The organism is Mycobacterium sp. P7213, assembly GCF_900604305.1.
In the GTDB taxonomy this organism is placed as follows: domain Bacteria; phylum Actinomycetota; class Actinomycetes; order Mycobacteriales; family Mycobacteriaceae; genus Mycobacterium.
Genome location: NZ_UWOA01000012.1, coordinates 67,035 through 91,180 on the forward strand (window position 1 = coordinate 67,035; position 24,146 = coordinate 91,180).

Genomic DNA, 24,146 nt, shown 5'->3' on the forward strand with positions numbered 1-24,146 from the left:
AGGCAGGCCTAAAAGACCCGTCCGCTTGATACCGTCAACACCCGTGACGATCCAGCACCCGCCGGCCTATATCCCCGGCGAGCTCTGCCTCACCGTCGGCCTTGACCCGGCCACCCCGCCCGACGACTGCATGGCGCTGGTCAAGGTTGCTGTCGCCGCCGACGGGGTGAGCGCCCCGGCGGCCGACGTACCGGCACTGCGCGAAGTGGTGGCGCAGGCGGGCCGCGACGGCATCGACCTCAAGATCGTCGAGGTCGCCCGCAACCCGGGCATGGACACCGCACTGCGCGACGTCGCCACGGTGGTCGGCTACGACTATCCGGATTCCACGGTCCTGGTCGTCAGTACGAACTATGTCGGCAGCTACAGCGGCCAGTTTCACCGGTCCAAGCTGGAAGCCGCCGAGGATCATGCGAAAACCGGTAATCCGGTGACTTCCGCGCAGAATTTCCTGCACGAATTGACCGCTCCGGATCTGCCCTGGACGGGCATGACAGTGGTGCTGCTGGTGGGGGTGGCCGCGGCAGCCGTCGGGACCCGCTTCCTGCAGCGACGCAGCAAACAGGCTGCGGAGCGCTCCAGCGTCCCCGACTAGCGGCCTTACCGCCGAAAACACGGAAACCGGGCGATTAATTGTCGCCCGGTGGCGGGCTGTCGCAAATAATTAGGTCACCGTAGGGTCACAACGCGCTTAACTACAATAATGTAGTTTGTTACGAACGTTTCTCCAGTGACTGATGTGACGTATGGTCTCAAAAGGCGCAGCTGTTGTACCTGTTGTTTCTGTGCTTTTGCCACCGGCCGAAGTGCGGCGCCGCCTGCTCAGAGTCCGAGGAGATCCAAGCCGAATGAGACGCATCCGTTGTGGCTCCGATGGCTCTGTGTTCCGTATGGCGATCCGGTTCGCCCAACCTGCGACGGTGTCGGTGCTCAGTGCCGCGATGGTGCTGGGCACCCCGGGGCTGGCGGCGGCTCACCCCGGCCAGGATCCCGACGGCATCGCCGCGCTGATCGCCGACGTCGCCGACGCCAACCAGCAGCTGCAGAACCTGGGCGCGCAGATCGCCGAGGAGAAGGAAGGCGTCAACAAGGCCCTGGTGGATCTGCAGACTGCGCGCGAGGACGCGGCCGCCGCCCAGCAGGAGGTGGAGTCCGGCCGGCAGGCAATCGCCGACGCCGACGCCGCGATCGCCGCCGCGCAGCGCCGGTTCAACACCTTCGCCGCGTCCACGTATGTCAACGGACCCTCCGACAGTTACCTGACCGCGGCCAACCCCTCGGAGATGATCGCCACGGCCGCGGCCGGCCAGACCCTGGCGCTCTCCTCCCAGCGGGCGCTGGACCAGCTCAAGCAGGCCCGCACCGAACAGCTGAACAAGGAGTCGGCCGCCCGGCTGGCCAAGCAGAAGGCCGATCAGGCCGTCGCCGACGCGCAGTCCAGTCAGGACGCCGCGGTGGCTGCGCTCACCGACACCCAGCGCAAGTTCGGCGAGCAGCAGGGCGAGATCGACCGGCTGGCCGCACGACGCAACCAGGCGCAGGCCAAACTCGCCGCGGCCCGTGGCCACGAGCAGCCCCAATCCGGGCCGGCTCCGGCCGGTGCTCCCGCCGGTGACCGGTGGGGAAACCCCGCCGGTCCGGTCGTCGGCCCCACCGTCGGCAAGCCCGCGCAGTGGGACGGCCCCTGGGACCCGACCCTGCCGATGATCCCCAGCGCCGACGTCCCCGGCGACCCGATCGCGGTGATCAACCAGGTGCTCGGGATCTCGCAGACCTCGGCGCAGGTGACGGCAAACCTGGGCCAGAAGTTCCTGCAGTCGCTGGGACTGGCCAAGCCCGACGACACCGGGATCAACAACGGCAAGATCCCGCGGGTTTACGGGCGGCAGGCCTCCGAGTACGTGATCCGCCGCGGTCTTTCGCAGCGCGGCGTGCCCTACTCCTGGGGCGGGGGCACCGCCGCGGGGCCCGGCCGCGGTATCGGTTCCGGTTCGGGCACGGTCGGTTTCGACTGTTCCGGGCTGATCCTCTACGCCTTCGCCGGGGTGGGCATCAAGCTGCCGCACTACTCGGGTTCGCAGTACAAGATGGGCCGCCAGATCCCCTCGGCGCTGGCGCGTCGTGGCGACGTCATCTTCTACGGGCCCGGTGGCAGCCAGCACGTGACGCTCTACCTCGGCAACGGCCTGATGCTGGAGGCCCCCGACGTGGGTCAGACGGTAAAGGTGTCACCGGTCCGTAAGAGCGGGATGACGCCCTATGTAGTCCGATACATCGAGTACTGACGGCGGTGCAATGCAACTGAGTTCTCTACGACTATCGCGCCTCATCGGGTCGCTGCTGGTGGCGATTCCGGTGATGGTGGGCCTGGCCGGACCGGCCGAGGCGGACCCGGGGTGGGACCCCACGCTGCCGGCGACAATCAGCGCCGGTGCGCCTGGTGACCCCTTGGCGATCGCCAACGCCTCGTTGCAGGCCACCGCACAGGCCACCCAGACCACCATGGACCTGGGCCGCAAATTTCTGTCCGGCCTCGGCTTCAACGTCGGCGACGAAGCCACCGGCAACGTCTCGCCCGGGCAGCGGGTGCACGGCAAGCAGGCCATCGAGTACGTGATTCGTCGCGGCGGCTCACAGATGGGCGTGCCCTACTCCTGGGGCGGTGGCTCGCTGACCGGTCCCAGCAAGGGCGTCGACTCCGGCGCGGGCACCGTCGGTTTCGACTGTTCGGGCCTGATGCGGTACGCGTTCGCCGGCGTCGGCGTGCTGATCCCGCGGTTCTCCGGTGATCAGTACAACGCCGGTCGGCACATTCCGCCCAACCAGGCCCGTCGCGGCGACCTGATGTTCTACGGCCCCGGTGGCGGCCAGCACGTCACCATGTACCTGGGTGGCGGGAAGATGCTGGAGGCCTCCGGCAGCGCCGGCAAAGTCGTCGTCAGCCCGGTGCGGACGTCGGGAATGACGCCGTATCTGACCCGCATCATCGAGTACTGACGCATTCGGGACGGCCCTTACGTCGACGGATGCTGCTAACCCTGGAATAGTGAAACGCGGGCACAACGCTGCCCCTCGGCCGTGCGCCGTGCAAGCAGTTGTGTCTGACCGACCTTTGTGGAGGATTTGTCGATGACGTCATCGGATGGGACGCCCGCGGGCGCCAGCGGTTTCCCCGGCTCGGCCGGTGCCGAAACAGGCACAGTCGGCGGTAGCGGGCTCGCCGCCGACGTACACGCGCTGGAGCGGGCCATCTTTGAGGTCAAGCGTGTCATCGTCGGCCAGGACCAGCTCGTCGAGCGCATCCTGGTCGGCCTGCTGGCCAAGGGCCACGTGCTGCTCGAAGGCGTGCCCGGTGTCGCCAAGACCCTCGCCGTGGAGACCTTCGCCAAAGTGGTCGGCGGGAGCTTCGCCAGGATCCAGTTCACCCCGGACCTGGTGCCGACCGACATCATCGGTACCCGCATCTACCGTCAGGGCCGCGAGGAGTTCGACACCGAGCTCGGCCCGGTGATGACCAACTTCCTGCTGGCCGACGAGATCAACCGCGCACCGGCCAAGGTGCAGTCGGCGCTGCTGGAGGTCATGCAGGAGCGCAAGGTCTCCATCGGCGGCAAGAGTTTCCCGCTGCCCAACCCGTTCCTGGTGATGGCCACCCAGAACCCGATCGAACACGAGGGCGTCTACCCGCTGCCTGAAGCGCAGCGTGACCGCTTCCTGTTCAAGATCAACGTCAGCTACCCCTCGCCCGAGGAAGAGCGCGAGATCATCTACCGGATGGGCGTGACCCCGCCGGAGCCCAAGCAGATCCTCGGCACCGGCGACCTGGTGCGGCTGCAGACGCTGGCGGCCAACAACTTCGTGCACCACGCCCTGGTGGACTACGTGGTGCGAGTGATCACCGCAACGCGCCAGCCCGAGCAGTTCGGCATGCCGGACGTGAAGAACTGGCTGTCGTTCGGTGCCTCGCCGCGTGCCTCGCTGGGCATCATCTCGGCGTCCCGGGCGCTGGCCCTGGTCCGTGGCCGCGACTACGTGATCCCGCAAGATGTCATCGAGGTCATCCCGGACGTGCTGCGGCACCGGCTGGTGCTGTCCTACGACGCACTCGCCGACGAGATCACCCCGGAGATCGTCATCAACCGGGTGCTGCAGACGGTGCCGCTGCCGCAGGTGAACGCCGTTCCGCAGCAACAGCATTCGTCGGCACCAGGTGCCCCGACCGCAGCGGCAGTGGCCGGCGGTCGGTGAGCGACCCCGACACCGGGGCTGGATCGAATCAGCCACCGGGAACCAGCACCGCACCGCCGTCGATGCTGCGCGGCGGAATCCGCGACCCCAAGCTGGCGGCGGCACTGCGCACCCTGGAGCTCACGGTCAAGCGCAAGCTCGACGGGGTGCTGCACGGGGATCACCTCGGCTTGATCCCCGGCCCGGGTTCCGAGCCGGGCGAATCCCGGCTGTACCAGCCCGGCGATGACGTGCGCCGGATGGACTGGTCGGTCACGGCCCGCACCACCCATCCGCACGTCCGCCAGATGATCGCCGACCGCGAGCTGGAGACCTGGCTGGTGGTCGACATGTCGGCCAGCATGGATTTCGGCACCGCCACCTGCGAGAAGCGTGACCTGGCGGTGGCGGCGGCCTCGGCGATCGTCTACCTCAACAGCGGCGGCGGCAACCGGCTGGGCGCCCTGGTGGCCAACGGTGACCGCCTCGTGCGGGTACCGGCCCGCTCGGGGCGCAACCACGAGCAGACCCTGCTGCGCACCATCGCCACCATTCCGCGGGCCCCCGCCGGGGTGCGTGGTGACTTGGCGGCGGCCATCGACGCCTTGCGCAGGCCCGAACGTCGGCGCGGGATGGCAGTCATCATCAGTGACTTCCTCGGACCGATCAACTGGATGCGCCCGCTGCGAGCGATCGCCGCCCGCCACGAGGTGCTGGGCATCGAGATCCTCGACCCGCGTGACGTCGAGTTGCCCGACGTGGGCGACGTGGTGCTGCAGGACACCGAGTCCGGGATCACCCGGGAGTTCACCATCGACGCCAAACTGCGCGACGATTTCGCCCGGGCCGCGGTGGCCCACCGCGCCGACGTCGCACGCGCGTTGCGCAGCTGCGGCGCGCCGTTGCTGGGGTTGCGGACCGACCGGGACTGGATTGCCGACATCGTCCGTTTCGTCGAGTCACGCCGGCGCGGGGCGCTGGCGGGAACGCCGTGACCTCGACCCGTACAAAGACAGGTCTGTTATGACATTGCCGATACTCGGGCCGATGACGCTTACCGGCTTCGCCCACCCGTGGTTCTTTCTGTTCCTGTTGGCGATCCTGGGTCTGATCGCGCTCTACATCCTCATGCAGGTGGCGCGGCACCGGCGGATCCTGCGGTTCGCCAACATGGAGCTGCTGGAGAGCGTGGCGCCCAAATCGCCGACGCGCTGGCGGCACCTCTCAGCGATCCTGCTGATCAGCTCGTTGCTGCTGTTCACCGTGGCGATGGCCGGCCCCACCCACGACGTCCGGATTCCGCGCAACCGCGCGGTGGTGATGCTGGTGATCGACGTCTCCCAGTCGATGCGGGCCACCGACGTCGCGCCCAGCCGGCTGGCAGCCGCCCAAGAGGCCGGCAAGCAGTTCGCCGACGAACTGACCGCAGGCATCAACCTGGGCCTGATCGCCTACGCCGGCACCGCGACGGTGCTGACCTCGCCGACCACCAACCGCGAAGCCACCAAGGCTGCTATCGACAAGCTGCAATTGGCCGACCGCACCGCCACCGGTGAAGGCATCTTCACCGCGCTGCAGGCGATCGCCACGGTGGGTGCGGTCATCGGCGGCGGTGACACCCCGCCACCGGCCCGAATTGTGCTGCTCTCCGACGGTAAGGAGACCGTGCCGTCCAACCCCGACAATCCCAAGGGGGCGTTCACCGCAGCGCGCACCGCCAAGGACCAGGGCGTTCCGGTCTCGACGATCTCGTTCGGCACGGCCTACGGCTATGTCGAGATCAACGAGCAGCGTCAACCGGTGCCCGTCGATGACGATTCGCTGAAGAAGATCGCCGACCTGTCCGGCGGCAGCGCCTACACCGCCTCCAGCCTGCAGCAGCTCAAAGAGGTCTACGCGACCCTGCAGGACCAGATCGGCTTCGAGACCATTCGCGGTGACGCCAGCACCGGCTGGCTGCGCCTCGGTGCTTTCACTCTGGCGGTGGCCGCGCTGGCGGCACTGCTGCTCAACCGGCGGCTGCCCGCCTAGGTCCCACCCACCCCTTCCGGGTTTGACTCTGCGCGCCCGGCGCGCAAGTGCGAGTAGCCCGCGCCCTGTGCGCAGAGTCAACGTGTCGATTCGATAGGTTATGCCGGTGACAGACAGCGAAGCCCCCGCAGCAAAGCCCGCCTTTGTGTCCCGTTCGGTCCTCGTCACCGGTGGAAACCGGGGCATCGGATTGGCGATCGCGCAGCGACTGGCCGCCGACGGCCACAAGGTGGCGGTGACGCACCGCGGCTCCGGTGCACCCGAGGGGCTGTTCGGGGTGGTGTGCGATGTCACCGACAACGACGCCGTCGACCGCGCCTTCAAAGAGGTCGAGGAGCACCAGGGCCCCGTCGAGGTGCTGGTGGCCAACGCCGGCATCTCTAAAGACGCGTTCCTGATGCGAATGACCGAGGAGCGCTTCGAAGAGGTCATCAACGCCAACCTGACCGGCGCTTTCCGGGTCACCCAACGGGCGTCGCGCAGCATGCAGCGCAAGCGCTTTGGCCGGATCATCTACATCGGATCGGTCTCTGGCATGTGGGGGATCGGCAACCAGGCCAACTATGCGGCCGCCAAGGCGGGTCTGATCGGCATGGCCCGCTCGATCTCGCGCGAGCTGTCCAAGGCCGGCGTCACCGCCAACGTGGTTGCGCCCGGTTACATCGACACCGAGATGACCCGTGCCCTCGACGAGCGGATCCAGGAGGGCGCGCTGGACTTCATCCCCGCCAAGCGGGTGGGCACCGCCGAGGAGGTCGCCGGCGCGGTCAGCTTCCTGGCATCGGAGGACGCGAGCTACATCGCCGGCGCGGTCATCCCCGTCGACGGCGGCATGGGCATGGGCCACTAGCGACTCGTTCAGTTCAAGATAGGGGACTTTTCATGGCAGGCATTCTCGAAGGCAAGCGGATCCTGGTCACCGGGATCATCACCGATTCCTCGATCGCATTCCACATCGCCAAGGTGGCGCAGGAGGCCGGCGCGCAGCTGGTGTGTACTGGGTTCGACCGGCTGCGGCTGATCCAGCGCATCATCGACCGACTGCCGGAGCCGGCGCCGCTGCTCGAACTCGACGTGCAGAACGAGGAGCACCTGGGTTCGTTGGCCGAGCGTGTCACCGAGGTGATCGGCGAGGGCAACAAGCTCGACGGCGTGGTGCACTCCATCGGCTTCATGCCGCAGACCGGCATGGGCATCAACCCGTTCTTCGACGCCCCCTACGAGGATGTCGCCAAGGGCATCCACATCTCGGCATACTCCTATGCCTCGCTGGCTAAAGCGGTACTGCCGATCATGAACCCCGGCGGGGGCATCGTCGGCATGGACTTCGACCCCACGCGGGCGATGCCGGCCTACAACTGGATGACGGTGGCCAAGAGTGCCCTGGAGTCGGTGAACCGGTTCGTGGCGCGCGAAGCCGGCAAGGTCGGGGTCCGGTCGAATCTCGTTGCGGCCGGCCCGATCCGGACACTGGCGATGAGCGCCATCGTGGGTGGTGCCCTGGGTGAGGGCGCCGGCGAGCAGATCCGGCTGCTGGAGGAGGGCTGGGACCAGCGGGCCCCGATCGGCTGGGACATGAAGGACCCGACGCCGGTGGCCAAGACCGTCTGCGCGTTGCTGTCCGACTGGCTGCCGTCCACCACCGGAACGGTCGTCTACGCCGACGGTGGCGCGCACACCCAGTTGCTGTAGATAGGACGGCGGATGGATGTAGACGCCGTCTTACTCCTGTCCTTCGGCGGGCCGGAAGGCCCGGAACAGGTTCGGCCGTTCCTGGAGAACGTCACCCGGGGACGTGGCGTGCCCTCGGCCCGGCTCGACGCGGTCGCCGAGCACTATCTGCACTTCGGTGGCGTGTCGCCGATCAATGGGATCAATCGCGAGCTGGCCGAGGTAATGCGTGCCGAAACGCCCGGTCTGCCGGTGTATTTCGGCAATCGCAACTGGGAGCCCTACGTCGAGGATGTCGTCGCGCAGATGGCGGCCGACGGTGTGCGGCGAGCCGCGGTGTTCCCGACCTCGGCGTGGGGCGGGTATTCGGGTTGCGACCAGTACGCCGAGGACATCGCCCGGGCGCGAAGAGCGGTCGGGGATCAGGCCCCGGAACTGGTGAAACTGCGCCAGTACTTCGACCACCCGTTGTTCGTGGCGATGTTCGCCGAGGCGATTGGCGCCGCCGCCGACACGCTGCCGGCGGGCCTGCGCGATTCGGCCCGGCTGGTGTTCACCGCGCACTCCATTCCGGTGAGCGCCGACGCACGCTACGGTCCACGGCTGTACAGCCGCCAGGTCGCCCACGCGACGAGTCTGGTCGCGGCCGCCGCGGGTTACACCGACTACGACCAGGTGTGGCAGTCGCGCTCGGGGCCGCCGCAGGTGCCCTGGTTGGAGCCCGACGTCGAAGCACATCTGCTAGCCCTGGCCGACGCCGGTGTGCCCGCGGTGATCGTGTGCCCGATCGGCTTTCTCAGCGACAACATCGAGGTGCTCTGGGACCTCGACAACGAAGTCCGCACTGCGGCGCAGAAGGCCGGAATCGCCTACGCGCGAGCGACCACACCGAATGCCGATCGACGACTGGCCCGGCTGGCCCGCGGCCTGGTCGAGGAGCTGCGCGACGGCTGCGCACCCGAACGCGTCGCCGGTCCGCCCGGCCTGGGCTGTGGGTTCGGGGTCGACGGCGCGCCATGCGGCTCATCGCACTGCATCGCGGCCGTGACGCCGCCGGCTCGCTAGTTGCGCCAGGCCGACTGCAGAATCTCGGTCACCGCTGCGCTGCGTGCCGCGCGCACCACGCTCGCCAGCGGCGCGACCGCATCCACGGCGCGCTGCACCGCCGCCGACGTCTGAGCGCTGGCGGTCAGCAGATCGGCGCTGACGGTGATGATCGCCTCGACGTGGGCGGCGCTCTGCAGAACACGTACCGCACGGTTCGGCGCATGGTCCGGAATTCTGTGCAAGAGAGCAGCTTCCATCATCTGCTCCACACGCAGTCGCGGATCCGCCACGCCGTAGTCGGCCCACCGCGAACCGGTGGAGCCCAATGCTTCGGCGGCCGTCCGCACCGCCGACCGCAACGAGTACTCGGCGTCACCGAGATCGTGCTGCTCGCCGGCCGGCACGCTGGTCAGCGGGAACACGGTCCAGCACAGTTCGGCGGCGTAATCAGCGTCGGCGTCTTCCGAGTACGCCGGAACCAGCCCGATCGGAGTCGAGGCATCCGAAGAGCCGAGCAAAACGGCTTCGCCGGCGAGGATCGCCTCCTGGGAAAAGACCGTCCCGGCCGGCAGTCCGCGGACGTCGCCGGGGACCGGAAACACCGGGCGGATGCCGGCTCCGGCGGCCGAGGGCCCCGCACCCCGCACCAACTGCAGCAGGGCGGCGGCGCCGCCGTCGCACGCGTCCGGCCATGACAGACCGACGCTGCTCGCGACGACCGCGTCGTGGGCGGCCACCGATTGCACTGGCGCCCAGGCCGATAGTGCGTCCAACACATCGTCGGGTGCGGCTCGGCCGGCAAGCCAGGCGTTGGCCCACACCGACAGGGAAGTACTCGGGCACCACATGATGCAAGGCAGTGTAGTTGCCGCCCCTTCGTTGCTGGACCGCACAGGTACGGGCGGTTCTCGGGCTATCCTGACCGCATGCCGACTGCCCTGATCTGGTTGGTCTTCGCACTCGGGCTCGCAGGAGCCGAGGCCCTCACCGGCGACATGTTCCTGCTCATGCTCTCCGGTGGTGCGCTGTCGGCGGCGGCGGCCAGCGCCCTGACCGACTGGCCGCTGTGGACCGACGGCGCGGTGTTCCTGGTGGTTTCGGTGCTGCTGCTGGCGTTGGTCCGTCCCGCGCTGCGGCGACGGCTATGGGCCGAAACAGGCGGCGACACGGGGGTGCTGGCGCTGCAGGGCAAGACCGCCCTGGTGCTCGACCGGGTCGAACAACACGGTGGCCGGGTGAAGCTGGGCGGCGAGGTGTGGACCGCCCGCGCGCTCACCGAAGGCGACGTCTTCGAACCGGGGGAGCAGGTCACCGTGATGCACATCGACGGCGCTACCGCCGTGGTCGGCAAGATCCTGTAACGAAAGGAATCGTCATGGAAGGCGTCACAACCGGGCTGCTGTTGCTGGCCGTGTTGGTGGTGTTCGCGATCATCGTGGTCGCCAAGTCGGTCGCGCTGATCCCGCAGGCCGAGGCAGCGGTGATCGAACGCCTGGGCCGCTACAGTCGCACCGTCAGCGGACAGCTGACCCTGTTGGTTCCGTTCATCGACCGCGTGCGGGCCCGCATCGACCTGCGTGAACGGGTGGTGTCCTTCCCGCCGCAGCCGGTGATCACCGAGGACAACCTGACCCTGAACATCGACACCGTGGTGTACTTCCAGGTCACCAACCCCAAGGCCGCGGTGTATGAGATCAGCAACTACATCGTCGGTGTGGAACAGCTGACCACCACGACGCTGCGCAACGTCGTCGGCGGGATGACGCTGGAGCAGACGCTGACCTCCCGCGAGGTGATCAACAGCCAGCTGCGCGGCGTGCTCGACGAGGCGACCGGACGGTGGGGTCTGCGGGTGGCCCGGGTGGAGCTGCGCAGCATCGACCCGCCGCCGTCGATCCAGGCATCGATGGAGAAGCAGATGAAGGCCGACCGCGAGAAGCGGGCCATGATCTTGACCGCCGAGGGACAGCGCGAGGCCGCCATCAAACAGGCCGAAGGCCAGAAGCAGTCCGAGATCCTCACCGCCGAGGGCGCCAAGCAGGCGGCGATCCTGGCCGCCGAAGCCGACCGGCAGTCCCGGATGCTGCGCGCCCAAGGTGAGCGTGCCGCGGCCTACCTGCAGGCTCAGGGGGAGGCCAAAGCCATCGAGAAGACCTTCGCCGCGATCAAGGCCGCTCGGCCCACCCCCGAGCTGCTGGCGTACCAGTACCTGCAGGTGTTGCCGGAGATGGCCCGGGGAGAAGCCAACAAGGTGTGGGTGGTGCCCAGTGATTTCGGCACCGCACTGCAGGGCTTCACCAAACTGCTCGGTGCCCCCGGCGAGGACGGCGTGTTCCGCTACCAGCCCTCGCCCTATGACGAGCCCCGGCACCGGGCCGAGGACGACAGTGACGAAGTCGCCGACTGGTTCACCACCCAGACCGACCCGGCGATCGCCCAGGCCGTCGCCAAAGCCGAGGCGGATGCGCGTAAGCCGGTCGAGGGCGTGTTGCCGCCGCAGCTCGATCCCGGTCCGGCGTGAGCGCGCTGACGGCACGGCCGACCTACGCGGCGCTGGCCGCATTCCTGGCGGGTGACGCCGTGGCGTCGGCGGTCCCGGTGCCCTACGTCGCCAAGAACATGGATGCCATGCGGATTCCCGAGGAGGTCCGCTGGGCGGTCCCGGTGGCCAAGGCCGCCACCGCGTTGGGGCTGGCATCGGTGTTCCGCTTCCCGGCCGTCGCCCGGCTCACCACCGGCTTGTTGACGTTGTATTTTGCCGGAGCGCTGGGCATCCACCTGCGCGTGCGCAACCGGATCGCCAACATCGTGCCCGCGGTACTGCTGCTGATGGTGTTCGCCGCGATGACCGCGCAGGGCCCGCACACCGCTGGGGGCGGGGTACGGGCCCTGGAGTCCTAGCTTTCGGGGTTCCCGGGGGTTTCCGGGGGAGATTCAGCCCCGGCGGGACGCGGCGGTGTGCTCGTCGAGCGTGGTCGCTTTGTAGGCGTAGGCGGCCACTACCGCGCCGAGCAACTGGGCGATCAGGTAGACCCAGAGGAACTTCCAGGCGAAGATCCCCGACAGCATCAGACCGAAGGTGATGGCCGGGTTGAACGCCGCGCCCGAGATCGCGCCGACCGCCACCACGCCCACGGTCACCACGAAGCCGATCGCCAGACCGTAAAAGCTGTTGCCGGCGCTGTCTTTGCTGGTTGCGGTGTGCAAAACGACGTAACACAACGCGAATGTGAATACCAACTCGGCCAAGAATGCGGCCCAGACCGTGCCGGTCAGATCAAGTGTGCCCGTGGCGTACTTGTCATGCCACAACCCGAATCCCACACCGAACGCGGCGAGGGCACCGACCAACTGCGCAACGATGTAGGGCCCCAAGTCGCCCAAGGGCAGTGCACCCCGCAGATAAGCGGCCACGGAGACGGCCGGGTTCAGGTGGCCGCCCGAGATGTGCCCACTGGCATACACCATCACCATCAGCACCGAGCCGATGCCCAGCGCGGTGGCAGCCACGCATTCGGTGCCGGACAAGACGATCCCGAGCACTGCGAACATGAAAACGAACGTGCCGATCATTTCGGTCAAATATTTGCGCACCGAGGCGTTCCGATCAGCCATTGATCCGGTCCCTTCACTCCGTCGGGCACTTGCCCAATTTGTGCTGTGCCAGCACATGGCACTAATCAGGACTGTAACGGCGCAGGGCCTTCAGGCGGCTATTCGCCCACCATTTTTCACCGAATTGTTGCTGGATTAATGAGGGCTTCGTGTTGTTTGCCGCGGCGCTATCGGTTCAGGCGCAATTCGACCAGTGGCAGTGCCGTATTGGGCGGGTTCACGGCTGCGCCCAGCGTCTTCTCGAGCACCGCGCTGAACTTCTCCCAAGCGCGGGGATGGCGCTCGATGTAGTGGCCCAGCACCCGGTCGGCTTCGGTCTGTTCCAGCACTCGGGCGGTGGCCGGTACCGCGGACCTGCTCCCGACGTAGACATGCACCCGGGGGTTGGCGCGGATGTTGCGAAACCATTGAGCGCGGTCGCCGAAACCCGATGCCACCACATAGCTGTCGTCGGCGGGGCGGTCGATGACTTCTAGGACGACGCGGCGGCGCGCCCCCGTCTTGCGCCCGATGTGCTCGAGCATCAACAGGCGCTGGCCGAGGAGGCCGCCGAGTCGTGCGCGGTACAGCCAGATCGGGGCGCGCATCAGCCGGCGCGAACTCAACAATCGGCTGACGGTGTCGGCCAAGGACGGCATCTTCAGCACGCTACCCGCGGCCCGGTCGGCGCGCCGTGATCAGCCGATGGCCACCGATTCGCTCGAGTCGATTTCGCGGGTGTCCGGGCCGGCCACGGGCCGCTGTACGCGGTGCGAGCGCGCTTCGTACACCAGCAGCGCCACCCCGACCGCGGCGGTGCAGGCCGAGACCGCGAACAGCAACGGGCTCACCTCACCGGTCAGGGCGTCGCCGAGCACCACCACCGCGGCCGTGCCCGGCAGCAGCCCGATCAGGGTGGCCACCGTGTACGGCACGAGTCGCACCGCCGAGGCACCGGCGGCGTAGTTGATCACCGAGAACGGGATCGCCGGAATCAACCTCAGCGAGACCACCGCGGGCCAGCCGCGTTGGCGAAGGCGGGTGTCGAGCGCGTCAAGTCGCGGGTGTTGCACCACCCGGCTCAACTGCCAACCGAATACCCGCATCAGGATCAACACCCCCACCGCGCTCAATGCGCTGGCCACCACGGCAAGCAGGACGCCCAGCCACGGGCCGAACAGCAGGCCGGCGGCCAACGTGAAGGCGGTCCGTGGAAACGGGAACACCGTCACGACCGTGTGGGCCAGCAGAAACGCCACCGGAAACCACGGCCCCAACGTCTGCGCCCAGTCCCGCAGCTGTACGGCGGAGGGCACCGGGACCAGCAGCGCCACCGCGACCAAGCTCAGGGTGACCGCCGTGGTCAACGCCAATCGTCGCAGCCCCACTTGCAGCGCGGTGGCGAGGACTGCCGACCGGGTGCCACGCAGCACCTGCGCGATTCGGGTCGAGGCGGGCGTCACAGCGCCCAAGACTACGGGCCGTGGGTGAACACCTCGTGTCACTCAGCGGGAGTTTCGCCGCTCGGCACACCTCACCCGTCTCGGCTGATCGGCATCATTTAGCCTGGTTGACACATGTCGGGTAGCGCTTCCACAGTTACTCGCGAGTAACCACAGGAGTCGCCGGTGTCAATCGAGGTGTCCGCCGAACCCGCCGGCATCCAGCAGGCCCGGGCCCGCTGGCGTGCGGCCGTGGCCGGGGTGCTGGCCAAGAGCGCGCGCCGCGAGCCGGCCGATATCGACGCCGAGACCGGCGGTGAGCCGGAGCGGCTGCTGGACACCCCGGTGGAGGGGCTGGCGGGGCAGGGCGGCTTCGCCGTCCGGGCGCTCTACACCGCGCTGGACGCCCGGCCGGAGCCACCGTTGCCGGGCCAGTGGCCCTTCGTGCGCGGTGCCGACGCCCGCCGCGATGTCAACACCGGCTGGAAGGTCGCCGAGGTCTTTCCCATCGGCGGGCCGGGTTCGGCCACTGACGCCAACGGCGCCGTTCTGAGTGCCCTGACGGACGGGGTCAGCGCGCTGACCCTGCGGGTCGGGGACACCGGGGTGCCGGCCGCCGAGTTGCGGGGCGTATTCGACGACGTCTACCTGGACCTGGTTCCGGTACTTCTCGACGGTGCCGGTGCCGGCGACTACGCCACCGCCGCCGAGACCATGCTGGCGCTGGTCGACGCGCTCGACCCGGACAACCGCGCCAACCTGTCGGTGGATCTGGGTGCCGACCCGCTGACCGCGCCCCTGACGGACCGTCCGGCGCCGTCGATCGACGAGGTGGTCGCGGTGGCGGCGCGGGCCGCCGCCCATCCGGGGGTGCGGGCTATCGCCGTCAACGGCCCGGCCCTGCACAACCTGGGCGCGGGTGCGTCGGGGGAGTTGGCTGCCGGCTTGGCCGCGGCCGTGGCCTACCTGCGCGTGCTCACCGAGGCCGGCCTGTCGGTGGCCGACGCCGCCCGCCAGGTCAGCTTCCGGATCGCCGCCGACGACGACCAGTTCATCACCATCGCCAAGATCCGGGCGGCGCGCCAACTCTGGGCGCGGGTCACCGAGGTCGCCGGGGTGCCAGAAGCGGGCGCCGCCGTCGTCCACGCCGAGACGTCTCTGGCGATGATGACGCAGCGTGACCCGTGGGTGAACATGCTGCGCACCACCCTGGCCGCCTTCGGCGCCGGTGTCGGCGGCGCCGACACCGTGCTGGTGTGGCCGTTCGACGCGGTGATTCCGGGTGGGCAGCCCGGCACCTCGACGACGTTCTCGCGGCGGATCGCCCGCAACACCCAGCTGCTGCTGCTCGAGGAGTCGCACCTGGGTCAGGTGCTGGACCCGGCGGGCGGCTCCTGGTTCGTCGAAGACCTCACCGAACAGCTGGCGCAGCAGGCGTGGCGTCAATTCCAGGAGATCGAGGCGCTCGGCGGATTCGAGGCCGCGCGGGAGCACATCGCCGAGCGGATCGCCGAGGTGGCCGCCGCGCGGGCCGACGAGATCGCACATCGGCGCAGCGCGATCACCGGGGTCAATGAGTACCCGAACCTCGATGAGGCGCCGTTGCCGCCATCCGCGACGCAGAATTCCCCGGCCGGTGTGCGGCGCTACGCGGCGCAGTTCGAGGAGTTGCGTGACCGCTCCGACATGTACTTGGCGCGCACCGGCGCCCGGCCGCAGGTATTGCTGCTGCCGCTGGGGCCGATGGCCGAACACAACATTCGGACCACATTCGTGGCGAACCTGCTGGCTTCCGGCGGCATCGCGGTGATCAACCCCGGCACGGTGGACGCCGAGCAGGTGGCCGCCGTCGCCGCCGCCGTCGCCGACGCCGGCTCGCCCGCCGCGGCGGTGCTGTGCGGCAGCGATGCCCGCTACGGTGCCGAAGCGGCCGCAGTCATCGAGGCGGCGCGTAGCGCCGGAGTCGACCGGGTCTATCTGGCGGGCCCGGCCACGGCTCTAGGGGGCCCTGGCGGACCCAACGCCGACACCGATCCGAAGCCGGACGACTACCTGACCATGAAGATCGATGCGGTGCAGGCGCTGTCGGACTTACTGACCCGATTGGGGGCCTGAGAGCCATGACCACGAGCACCTCACACGGCACGCTCGGCAGTTTCGCCGAGGTGGCGCTGCACGGTGACCGCGTCGCCGAACCGGTGACCGAGGCCGCCGTCGCCGAGCACGTCGCGGCCGCSGCGGCCGCGCACGGCTACACACCGGAGCAGCTGGAATGGCAGACCCCGGAGGGAATTGCGGTCAAGCCGGTGTACACCGCCGCCGATCGCTCCGCCGCGGTCGCCGAGGGCTACCCGCTGGACAGCTTCCCCGGTGAAGCGCCGTTTGTACGCGGGCCGTACCCGACGATGTACGTCAACCAGCCGTGGACGATCCGCCAGTACGCCGGGTTCTCGACCGCGGCGGACTCCAACGCGTTCTACCGCCGCAATCTCGCGGCCGGCCAGAAGGGTCTGTCGGTCGCGTTCGACCTGGCCACCCACCGCGGCTACGACTCGGATCATCCCCGGGTGCAGGGCGACGTCGGAATGGCCGGGGTGGCAATCGATTCCATCCTCGACATGCGGCAACTGTTCGACGGGATCGACCTCAGCGCGGTCAGCGTCTCGATGACCATGAACGGCGCCGTGCTGCCGATCCTGGCGCTGTACGTGGTGGCCGCCGAGGAGCAGGGGGTGCCGCCGGAGAAACTGGCCGGCACCATCCAGAACGACATCCTCAAAGAGTTCATGGTGCGCAACACCTACATCTATCCGCCGAAGCCGTCGATGCGGATCATCTCCGACATCTTCGGCTACACCAGCGCCAAGATGCCGAAGTTCAATTCGATCTCGATCTCGGGCTACCACATCCAAGAGGCCGGTGCCACAGCGGATCTGGAGTTGGCCTACACCCTGGCCGACGGAGTGGACTACATCAAGGCCGGTCTGGACGCCGGCCTGGACATCGACAAGTTCGCGCCTCGGCTGTCGTTCTTCTGGGGCATCGGCATGAACTTCTTCATGGAGGTGGCCAAGCTGCGGGCCGGACGGCTGCTGTGGAGCGAGCTGGTCGCGCGGTTTGACCCCAAGAGCTCGAAATCGCTGTCGCTGCGCACGCATTCGCAGACCTCCGGCTGGTCGCTGACCGCCCAGGACGTGTTCAACAACGTTGCGCGTACCTGTATCGAGGCGATGGCCGCCACCCAGGGGCACACCCAGTCGCTGCACACCAACGCCCTGGATGAGGCGCTGGCGCTGCCCACCGACTTCTCCGCCCGGATCGCCCGAAACACCCAGCTGCTGCTGCAGCAGGAGTCGGGCACCACCCGGCCGATCGACCCGTGGGGCGGCTCCTACTACGTGGAGTGGCTGACCCATCAGCTGGCGCAGCGAGCCCGGGCCCACATCGAGGAGGTCGAGGCGCACGGCGGCATGGCCCAGGCGATCAGCGACGGCATCCCGAAGTTGCGCATCGAGGAAGCCGCCGCCCGCACGCAGGCCCGGATCGACTCCGGGCGTCAGCCGCTGATCGGCGTCAACAAGTACCAGGTCGCCGAAGACCAAGAGATCGAGGTCCTCAAGGTCGAGAACAGTCGGGTGCGCGCCGAACAGCTGGCCAAGCTGCAAGCGCTGCGCGCCGAGCGTGACGAATCGGCCTGCCAGGCCGCCCTGGCCGAGCTGACCCGGGCTGCCGGCGCCAGCGGCCAGTCGGGGGAGGACGGGCTCGGCAACAACCTGCTGGCACTGGCGATCGACGCCGCCCGGGCCAAGGCAACGCTCGGCGAGATCTCCGACGCTCTGGAGAAGGTATACGGTCGCCACCAGGCCGAGATCCGCACGATCTCCGGCGTCTACCGCGACGAAGTCGGGAAAGGCAGCAATATCGCTAGCGCATCCGCCCTGGTCGAGAAGTTCGCCGAGGCCGACGGCCGTCGGCCCCGCATCCTGGTCGCCAAGATGGGCCAGGACGGGCATGACCGTGGCCAGAAGGTGATCGCCACCGCGTTCGCCGACATCGGCTTCGACGTGGACGTCGGCGCCCTGTTCTCCACCCCCGACGAGGTGGCGCGCCAGGCAGCGGACAACGACGTGCACGTGGTCGGGGTGTCATCACTGGCTGCCGGGCACCTGACGTTGGTGCCCGCGCTGCGTGACGCGCTGGCCGCAGTGGGCCGGTCCGACATCATGATCGTGGTCGGGGGAGTCATTCCGCCCGGCGACTTCGATGAGCTCTATGCCGCTGGGGCGACCGCGATCTTCCCGCCTGGCACGGTGATCGCCGATGCTGCGGTGGACCTGCTGAAGACCCTCGCGTCCCAGCGTGGTTATGAGCTCGCCGACCAGGCAGAACCGGCGGCAGACCCGACGTAGATGGTCGACAACGTGTCTGACACCGTTGCCGAGTTGGCGGCGGCGGTACGCGCTGGTGACCGCTCCGTGCTGCCCCGAGCCATCACCCTGGTCGAGTCTTCTCGGGCCGATCACCGCCAGCAAGCCCAGGAACTGCTGTTGGCGCTGTTGCCGGATGCCGGCGGGGCTCGGCGGGTGGGCATCACCGGTGTTCCCGGGGTGGGCAAGTCGACCACCATCGAAGCCCTCGGAATGCACCTCATCGAGCAAGGCCACCGGGTCGCGGTACTGGCGGTCGACCCGTCGTCGACGCGCACCGGTGGTTCGATCCTCGGCGACAAGACCCGGATGCAACGGTTGGGCGCGGACGAACGCGCCTACATCCGGCCGTCGCCGACGTCGGGCACGCTGGGCGGGGTCGCCAAGGCCACCCGCGAGACGGTGGTGCTGCTGGAGGCCGCCGGCTTCGACGTGATCCTGATCGAGACCGTCGGCGTGGGCCAATCCGAGGTCACTGTGGCCAACATGGTTGACACCTTCGTGTTCTTGACGCTGGCCCGCACCGGTGACCAGTTGCAGGGCATCAAGAAGGGTGTGCTGGAGCTGGCCGACATCGTGGTGGTCAACAAGGCCGACGGCCACCACCTGGCCGAGGCGCGCATGGCTGCGCGGGAGTTGTCGACCGCGATCCGGCTCATCTATCCCCGCGAAACGCTTTGGCGACCACCGGTTTTGACGATGAGCGCGATCGAGGGCACCGGGCTGTCGGAATTTTGGGAGACCGTGGAGCGCCATCGACAGACGCTGATCGACGCCGGTGAATTCGACGCCCGGCGACGGGCGCAACAGGTGGATTGGACCCGCCAGTTGGTGCGCGACGCCGTGCTCGAACGAGCCCTGTCGGACCCGGCGGTGCGAGACGTGCGCACCGAGGTGGAACAGCAGGTACTCAGCGGAGAACTGACCCCTGCGCTGGCCGCCCAGCGCATCCTCGGTGCCATCTGGGATTAGTGGCACGCGCGTGCGGTAATCCGGCTCATGTTCGCGGGTCGGCGCGGTAGATTCCCAACCATGACACAGCATCTCAACATTCGCCGTTCAGGGCTTCCGGCGAATGTGCACGGCGCGGCCGATCCGAACTTCGCCTGTGCTGTGCGCGCCTTCGCCGCGATGTTCCCGGGCCGCCGCTACGGCGGCGGGGCGCTGGCGGTCTACCTCGACGGCGAGCCCGTGGTGGACGTGTGGACCGGGTGGTCGGATCGGGCAGGGCAGGTGCCGTGGTCGGCCGACACCGGAGCCATGGTGTTCTCGGCGACCAAGGGTGCGGCCTCGACTGTCATCCACCGGCTGGTCGACCGGGGACTGCTCGACTACGACGTGCCGGTGGCGCAGTACTGGCCGGAGTTCGGCGCAAACGGCAAGTCGGCGATAACCGTCCGCGAGCTGTTGGGACACCGGGCCGGCCTGACCCACCTCAACGGCGCCAGCAGGGCAGACCTGCTGGACCACGTGACGATGGAAGCCCGAATGGCCGCTGCGGCGCCGGGGCCCGAACGCGGCAAACCGGCCTATCACGCGCTGACCTACGGCTGGCTGGTGTCCGGGCTGGCTCGCGCCGTCACCGGCGTCGGCATGCGCGAGCTGTTCCGCACGGAGCTGGCCGGGCCACTCGGTGTCGACGGCCTGCACCTGGGCCGGCCACCCGCCGGCGCTCCCACCGTCGCCGCGGAGATCATCATGCCGCAGCGCAGCCGCCGGAACCCGGTGATCGACCTGCTGGTGCCCAGGGCCGCCGCGGCGACGCGGTACGGGGGGCTTGGCGCCATCTATTTCCCTGGCGTGATGGACACCGTTCGCGGTGGCATCCCGTTCCTGGACACCGAGGCCGCCTCCCTCAACGGGGTGGCCACGGCCCGCGGCTTGGCTCGCCTCTACGGCGCACTGGCCAACGGCGGGCAGATCGACGGCACCCAACTCCTGTCGCGCCGGCKGGTGGCGGGGCTGACCGGTCCGCGCAGCCTGCAACTGGACCGCACCGTCGGCGTTCCGTTGGCGTTCCACCTGGGTTATCACGCGGTCCCGTTCGCGCCGGTGTTGCCCGGCTTCGGCCACGTCGGCCTCGGGGGGTCGATGGGCTGGGCGGATCCCGCCTCCGGGCTGGCGATCGGCTTCGTGCACAACCGGCTGCTGACCCCGTTCGTGGCGCTCGACCATGCCGGTTTCGTCGGCACGGCCGCCTTGATCCGACGGGGCGTCGCCCGAGGACGCCGGCACGGCTACACCCCGATCCCGCAGCTGGGGGAGCCGTTCGCCGCGCCGGACGCCGCGACCGGCTAGTGCACCGGTCCGCGCGCGGGAGGGGTCCGCGGCGTCTTGGCCCGCCGGTAAGGTTGCCGAGTGACTGACCGTACGCCGAAGCTCTACATCTTCCCGCACGCCGGCGGATCGCCGCAGTACTACGTTCCCTTCTCCAAGACGTTCACCACCGACGTCAAGCGCATCGGAGTGCAATACCCGGGCAAGGGCGGAACTCACGACCTCGGCGCCTTCACCAGCATCGAAGACCTTGCTGACCAGGTCTGCAAGACCGTCGCGCCGCCGGCCCCGTCCGACGGGCCGGTCGCCTTTTTCGGGCACAGCATGGGTGCGCTGCTGGCGTTCGAGGTGGCCCGCCGATTCGAGGCGGACGGACACCGGATTGCCGCGTTGTTCGTGTCGGCGGCGGGCGCCCCGGGACGAGCCGGCTACGACAACATTCCCGAGTCCGACCGCGGCCTGCTGGACGCCGTCAGCTCCATGACGGGAGTCAACCCCGAATTCTTGGAGAACGAGGAGTTCGCGGCCAAGATTCTGCCGACTCTGCGCGGCCTCAAAGCCATCGCGAACTACGACTGCCCGCCCGAGGCGCAAGTGTCGTGCCCCATCTTTGCGTTCCATGGTGACGAAGATGACGTCGCCACCGCCGAGAAGGTCGGGCCCTGGGCCGAGCGCACCACCGCCGAATTCAGCGCGCGAGTGTTCACCGCGCCCGGACACCACTTCTACCTCAACGATCACCTGCCGGAACTGGTCGGCGATATCGAGCAGAAGATCGCGCGGTACGGCCAGGGCTGACCCGGCCGGCCCGGTCTGGATTGTTAATGGGCTCTTGGTGCCGAAGTTACTCGTGATGCACGAAATTGACTTCTCCGCTAGTATGGCGGATCTGCTGCGTTTGCGCTGGATGTGGGCCACAAATTGCCTGTCAACAGCGCGTCCGTGGTAGCCTCCGCCGGAGGGAAACACCTGGGATGTCGGGGTCCAAGGAGTTTTAGCGCAGGTTTCAAACATCCAGAAGGGGTAACCCGTGTCGTTGGTCGAATCATCCGCACCGGCCGTGTCGGCCGGTCGATCCCGGCGCTCGGAGGTCCCCGCCCCCGTCTCCACCCGGCAGGGCGAGCAACCGACCTGTGCTGAGGCTGACGTATTCAGCTGAGCAACTCCGCCAGGGATGCCCGCCAGAGCTGATCCCCGCGGGGGGCCCATCCCAAATGTCGCTAATCCAATTGCATACCTCCGCTGTGCAGGGACCTTGCGCAGCGAAACCGTCAGTTCAACAGCAAGCGCAATGACTCTCGACGGGGCCGAAGTACTCAGCAGGTGAGGTCCACGGACCTGACAGCACAAGGAGAAGACAACGCAATGTCGGTAACTGAAACGCACATCCCGACCCTGTTGGCGAACCTCGAACGGGACAAGCCGGACGAGCCTGCGTACACGTTCATCGACTACGACGTCGACCCCGCCGGCTACCGCGAAACCGTCACCTGGTCGCAGCTGCGTAACCGCGTGCGGGTAGTGGCGGCAGAACTGGCAACCTGCGCCTCGCCGGGCGACCGGGTGGCGATTCTGGCCCCGCAGAGCCTGGAGTACATCGTCGGGTTCTACGGTGCGCTGGAAGCGGGCCTGATCGCCGTCCCGCTGCCGGTGCCGATGTTCGGCGTGCACGACGAGCGGGTGTCGGCGGCACTGCGGGACAGCGCCCCGGCCGCGATCCTGACTACCACGTCGGCTGTCGGCGACATCGCCAGCTCAATCAAGGGCCTGGGCGGAAAGCCGCCGGTGGTTATCGAGGTCGACGCCTTGGACCTCGACTCCGAGCCGGTGGCAGCACCCAGCGCGACGGCACAGACCAAGGTCGCCTTCCTGCAGTACACGTCGGGTTCGACCCGGACCCCGGCCGGCGTCATGGTCACTCATGCCAACGCCGTGTCGAACATGGTGCAGATGGCTGACGACACCTTCGCGCTGACCGGCGGAAAAGCGCCCGAAGGACTCAACCTGGTGTCGTGGATGCCGTTCTACCACGACCTGGGTCTGCTCGGAACCGTCATCTACCCGCTGGTCCTGGGAGTGCACACGGTGCACATGAGCCCGATGGCGTTCCTGGCGAAGCCGGCCCGCTGGATGCAGGAACTCGCCAAGGTTCCCGTCGGATTCACCGGTGGACCGAACTTCGCCTACGAGCTGGCCGTGCGGCGGACCTCCGATGAGGACATGGCGGGTCTCGACCTGAGCAACGTGCATACCTTCTGTTTCGGTGCGGAGCGGATTCACGCCGCGACGCTGCGACGCTTCGTCGACCGCTTCTCCAAGTTCAACGTGAACGCCGCCGCGCTGCGTCCCGGTTACGGGCTGGCCGAGGCGAGCGTTTACTTGACGTCCAACACTCCCGGAAATCCGCCGCCGACCGCGCGGTTCGACTACACCAAGCTGGCGGCCGGTACAGCTGAGCCCAGTGGCGCCGAAGGCGGCGTCGAGCTGGTCAGCTGCGGTGTTCCTCGGGCCTGCACCGTGCGTATCGTGGACCCGGAGACCCAGACCGAGAATCCGGAAGGCAAAGTCGGCGAGATCTGGACGCACGGGCCCAACGTCGCGGCGGGCTACTGGCACAACCAGCAGGCCACCGAAGCTACCTTCGGCGGCAAGCTCGTCGAGCCCACGCCGGGCACACCGCAGGGGCCCTGGCTGATGACCGGCGACCTCGGTGTCATCTCCGGCGGAGAGCTCTACATCGTCGGCCGGATCAAGGACCTGCTGATCGTCGACGGGCGCAACCACTACCCGGACGACATCGAGGCAACCGTGCAGGAGATCACCGGTGGGCGTGTGGCCGCGGTCTCGATCCCGAACAGCCACTCCGAGCAGCTTGTTACGATCGCAGAGTTCAAGAACAAGGGGGGGTCCGATGAGGAGATTCTGGACAGGCTGACCGAGGTCCGTCGCAAGGTGACCGCTGCGCTGTCCAAGGCGCACGGCCTGGTGAGTGGAGACCTGGTCCTGGTGTCGCCGGGTGCCATCCCGATCACGACCAGCGGCAAGATCCGCCGTTCCAGCTGCGTGGAGATCTACCAGCGTGACGGGTTCGACCGACTGGATGCTACTGCTCGGTCTGTATGACAGATGACGAGCTGCTCGCGCGGCTCTCGGGGAGGTTGAGTTGAGCGAGAAGAGTGCTGCGCCGGTCGGGGGGCCGGATCGTCGGGCGATTGTTGCTGAGGCGCTGCGCAAGATTGATGATTTGACGGCGCGGTTGGCGGTTGCCGAGGCTGGCGATACCGAGCCGATCGCGGTGGTGGGTGTGGGGTGTCGTCTGCCTGGTGGGGTGGATGGGCCGGCCGCGTTGTGGCGGTTGTTGTGTGATGAGGGTTCGGGGATTGTTCGGGTTCCGGCGGATCGCTGGGATGCCGATGCGTTGTTTTCGTCG

Annotated in this window: 23 protein-coding genes; 19 read left to right on the forward strand and 4 right to left on the reverse strand. The window is 68.2% G+C overall.

Features of this window, described 5'->3' with window-relative positions; translation table 11 throughout:
- Positions 1–70 precede the first annotated feature (70 nt).
- The 9 genes from EJK91_RS06435 to EJK91_RS06475 all read left to right on the forward strand — a co-directional run bounded on the left by EJK91_RS06435 (position 71) and on the right by EJK91_RS06475 (position 8,994).
- Entirely contained in the window at positions 71–595 is a 525-nt protein-coding gene (locus EJK91_RS06435; RefSeq protein ID WP_343252062.1) for an Rv1476 family membrane protein, read from the forward strand.
- 253 nt (positions 596–848) lie between these two features.
- Positions 849–2,285 carry an NlpC/P60 family peptidoglycan endopeptidase RipA gene (gene ripA / locus EJK91_RS06440; protein ID WP_024443402.1) on the forward strand — a complete coding sequence of 479 codons (1,437 nt, stop codon included), beginning with the start codon at positions 849–851 and terminating at the stop codon, positions 2,283–2,285.
- A gap of 10 nt (positions 2,286–2,295) precedes the next feature.
- Positions 2,296–2,997 (forward strand): NlpC/P60 family peptidoglycan endopeptidase RipB, encoded by a 702-nt coding sequence (gene ripB / locus EJK91_RS06445; protein WP_046301044.1) that lies wholly within the window; start codon positions 2,296–2,298, stop codon positions 2,995–2,997.
- A 132-nt stretch (positions 2,998–3,129) separates the two neighbouring features.
- Positions 3,130–4,248 (forward strand): chaperone MoxR1, encoded by a 1,119-nt coding sequence (moxR1, locus tag EJK91_RS06450; RefSeq protein WP_024443404.1) that lies wholly within the window; start codon positions 3,130–3,132, stop codon positions 4,246–4,248.
- 62 nt (positions 4,249–4,310) lie between these two features.
- A complete protein-coding gene (locus EJK91_RS06455) occupies positions 4,311–5,222 on the forward strand; it encodes a DUF58 domain-containing protein (protein ID WP_024443405.1) in 912 nt (303 codons plus the stop codon).
- 28 nt (positions 5,223–5,250) lie between these two features.
- On the forward strand, positions 5,251–6,258 hold the full coding sequence (locus tag EJK91_RS06460) for a VWA domain-containing protein (RefSeq protein ID WP_024443406.1): 1,008 nt from the start codon (positions 5,251–5,253) through the stop codon (positions 6,256–6,258).
- A gap of 106 nt (positions 6,259–6,364) precedes the next feature.
- The gene (gene fabG1 / locus EJK91_RS06465; RefSeq protein WP_369797613.1) at positions 6,365–7,108 is read left to right on the forward strand and encodes a 3-oxoacyl-ACP reductase FabG1; all 744 of its coding nucleotides are present in this window, start codon (positions 6,365–6,367) and stop codon (positions 7,106–7,108) included.
- Positions 7,109–7,140: 32 nt separating this feature from the next.
- Complete coding sequence (gene inhA / locus EJK91_RS06470; protein WP_024443408.1) at positions 7,141–7,950, forward strand: NADH-dependent enoyl-ACP reductase InhA; 810 nt, start codon at positions 7,141–7,143, stop codon at positions 7,948–7,950.
- Positions 7,951–7,962: 12 nt separating this feature from the next.
- Positions 7,963–8,994 carry a ferrochelatase gene (locus tag EJK91_RS06475; protein ID WP_046302157.1) on the forward strand — a complete coding sequence of 344 codons (1,032 nt, stop codon included), beginning with the start codon at positions 7,963–7,965 and terminating at the stop codon, positions 8,992–8,994.
- Here EJK91_RS06475 and EJK91_RS06480 read toward each other — a convergent pair.
- A complete protein-coding gene (locus tag EJK91_RS06480) occupies positions 8,991–9,824 on the reverse strand; it encodes a hypothetical protein (RefSeq protein ID WP_024443410.1) in 834 nt (277 codons plus the stop codon). The two genes, EJK91_RS06475 and EJK91_RS06480, sit on opposite strands and share 4 nt — an antisense overlap.
- Positions 9,825–9,902: 78 nt before the next feature.
- On the opposite strand from EJK91_RS06480, the gene EJK91_RS06485 reads away from it, so the two are divergent.
- The 3 genes from EJK91_RS06485 to EJK91_RS06495 are packed head-to-tail and all read left to right on the forward strand — an operon-like array spanning position 9,903 to position 11,877.
- A complete protein-coding gene (locus EJK91_RS06485) occupies positions 9,903–10,337 on the forward strand; it encodes an NfeD family protein (protein ID WP_024443411.1) in 435 nt (144 codons plus the stop codon).
- Between the two features lie 14 nt (positions 10,338–10,351).
- Complete coding sequence (locus EJK91_RS06490) at positions 10,352–11,497, forward strand: SPFH domain-containing protein (protein ID WP_024443412.1); 1,146 nt, start codon at positions 10,352–10,354, stop codon at positions 11,495–11,497.
- Positions 11,494–11,877 carry a DoxX family protein gene (locus EJK91_RS06495; RefSeq protein ID WP_046302155.1) on the forward strand — a complete coding sequence of 128 codons (384 nt, stop codon included), beginning with the start codon at positions 11,494–11,496 and terminating at the stop codon, positions 11,875–11,877. The genes EJK91_RS06490 and EJK91_RS06495 overlap by 4 nt, the downstream gene beginning before the upstream one ends.
- 33 nt (positions 11,878–11,910) lie before the next feature.
- Here the strand turns inward: EJK91_RS06495 and EJK91_RS06500 are convergent, their stop codons facing one another.
- The 3 genes from EJK91_RS06500 to EJK91_RS06510 form a co-directional block, all read right to left on the reverse strand.
- Positions 11,911–12,591 carry an MIP/aquaporin family protein gene (locus tag EJK91_RS06500; protein ID WP_036458424.1) on the reverse strand — a complete coding sequence of 227 codons (681 nt, stop codon included), beginning with the start codon at positions 12,589–12,591 and terminating at the stop codon, positions 11,911–11,913.
- A gap of 167 nt (positions 12,592–12,758) precedes the next feature.
- Entirely contained in the window at positions 12,759–13,229 is a 471-nt protein-coding gene (locus tag EJK91_RS06505; protein ID WP_024443415.1) for a nitroreductase family deazaflavin-dependent oxidoreductase, read from the reverse strand.
- A gap of 39 nt (positions 13,230–13,268) precedes the next feature.
- The gene (locus tag EJK91_RS06510; RefSeq protein WP_125078525.1) at positions 13,269–14,033 is read right to left on the reverse strand and encodes a TVP38/TMEM64 family protein; all 765 of its coding nucleotides are present in this window, start codon (positions 14,031–14,033) and stop codon (positions 13,269–13,271) included.
- 165 nt (positions 14,034–14,198) lie between these two features.
- Between EJK91_RS06510 and mutA the strand changes: the two genes are divergently transcribed.
- From mutA to EJK91_RS06545, 7 genes are all read left to right on the forward strand, one after another.
- On the forward strand, positions 14,199–16,127 hold the full coding sequence (gene mutA, locus EJK91_RS06515) for a methylmalonyl-CoA mutase small subunit (RefSeq protein WP_024443417.1): 1,929 nt from the start codon (positions 14,199–14,201) through the stop codon (positions 16,125–16,127).
- Between the two features lie 5 nt (positions 16,128–16,132).
- Positions 16,133–18,421 carry a methylmalonyl-CoA mutase gene (gene scpA, locus EJK91_RS06520; protein WP_125078526.1) on the forward strand — a complete coding sequence of 763 codons (2,289 nt, stop codon included), beginning with the start codon at positions 16,133–16,135 and terminating at the stop codon, positions 18,419–18,421.
- Entirely contained in the window at positions 18,422–19,411 is a 990-nt protein-coding gene (meaB, locus tag EJK91_RS06525; RefSeq protein WP_024443419.1) for a methylmalonyl Co-A mutase-associated GTPase MeaB, read from the forward strand.
- A 60-nt stretch (positions 19,412–19,471) separates the two neighbouring features.
- On the forward strand, positions 19,472–20,737 hold the full coding sequence (locus EJK91_RS06530; RefSeq protein ID WP_125078527.1) for a serine hydrolase domain-containing protein: 1,266 nt from the start codon (positions 19,472–19,474) through the stop codon (positions 20,735–20,737).
- 60 nt (positions 20,738–20,797) lie between these two features.
- Positions 20,798–21,514 (forward strand): thioesterase II family protein, encoded by a 717-nt coding sequence (locus EJK91_RS06535; protein WP_024443421.1) that lies wholly within the window; start codon positions 20,798–20,800, stop codon positions 21,512–21,514.
- A 567-nt stretch (positions 21,515–22,081) separates the two neighbouring features.
- On the forward strand, positions 22,082–23,839 hold the full coding sequence (locus EJK91_RS06540; RefSeq protein ID WP_125078528.1) for an AMP-binding protein: 1,758 nt from the start codon (positions 22,082–22,084) through the stop codon (positions 23,837–23,839).
- A 40-nt stretch (positions 23,840–23,879) separates the two neighbouring features.
- A partial coding sequence (locus EJK91_RS06545; RefSeq protein WP_164517898.1) for a beta-ketoacyl synthase N-terminal-like domain-containing protein occupies positions 23,880–24,146 on the forward strand: 267 nt, incomplete at its 3' end.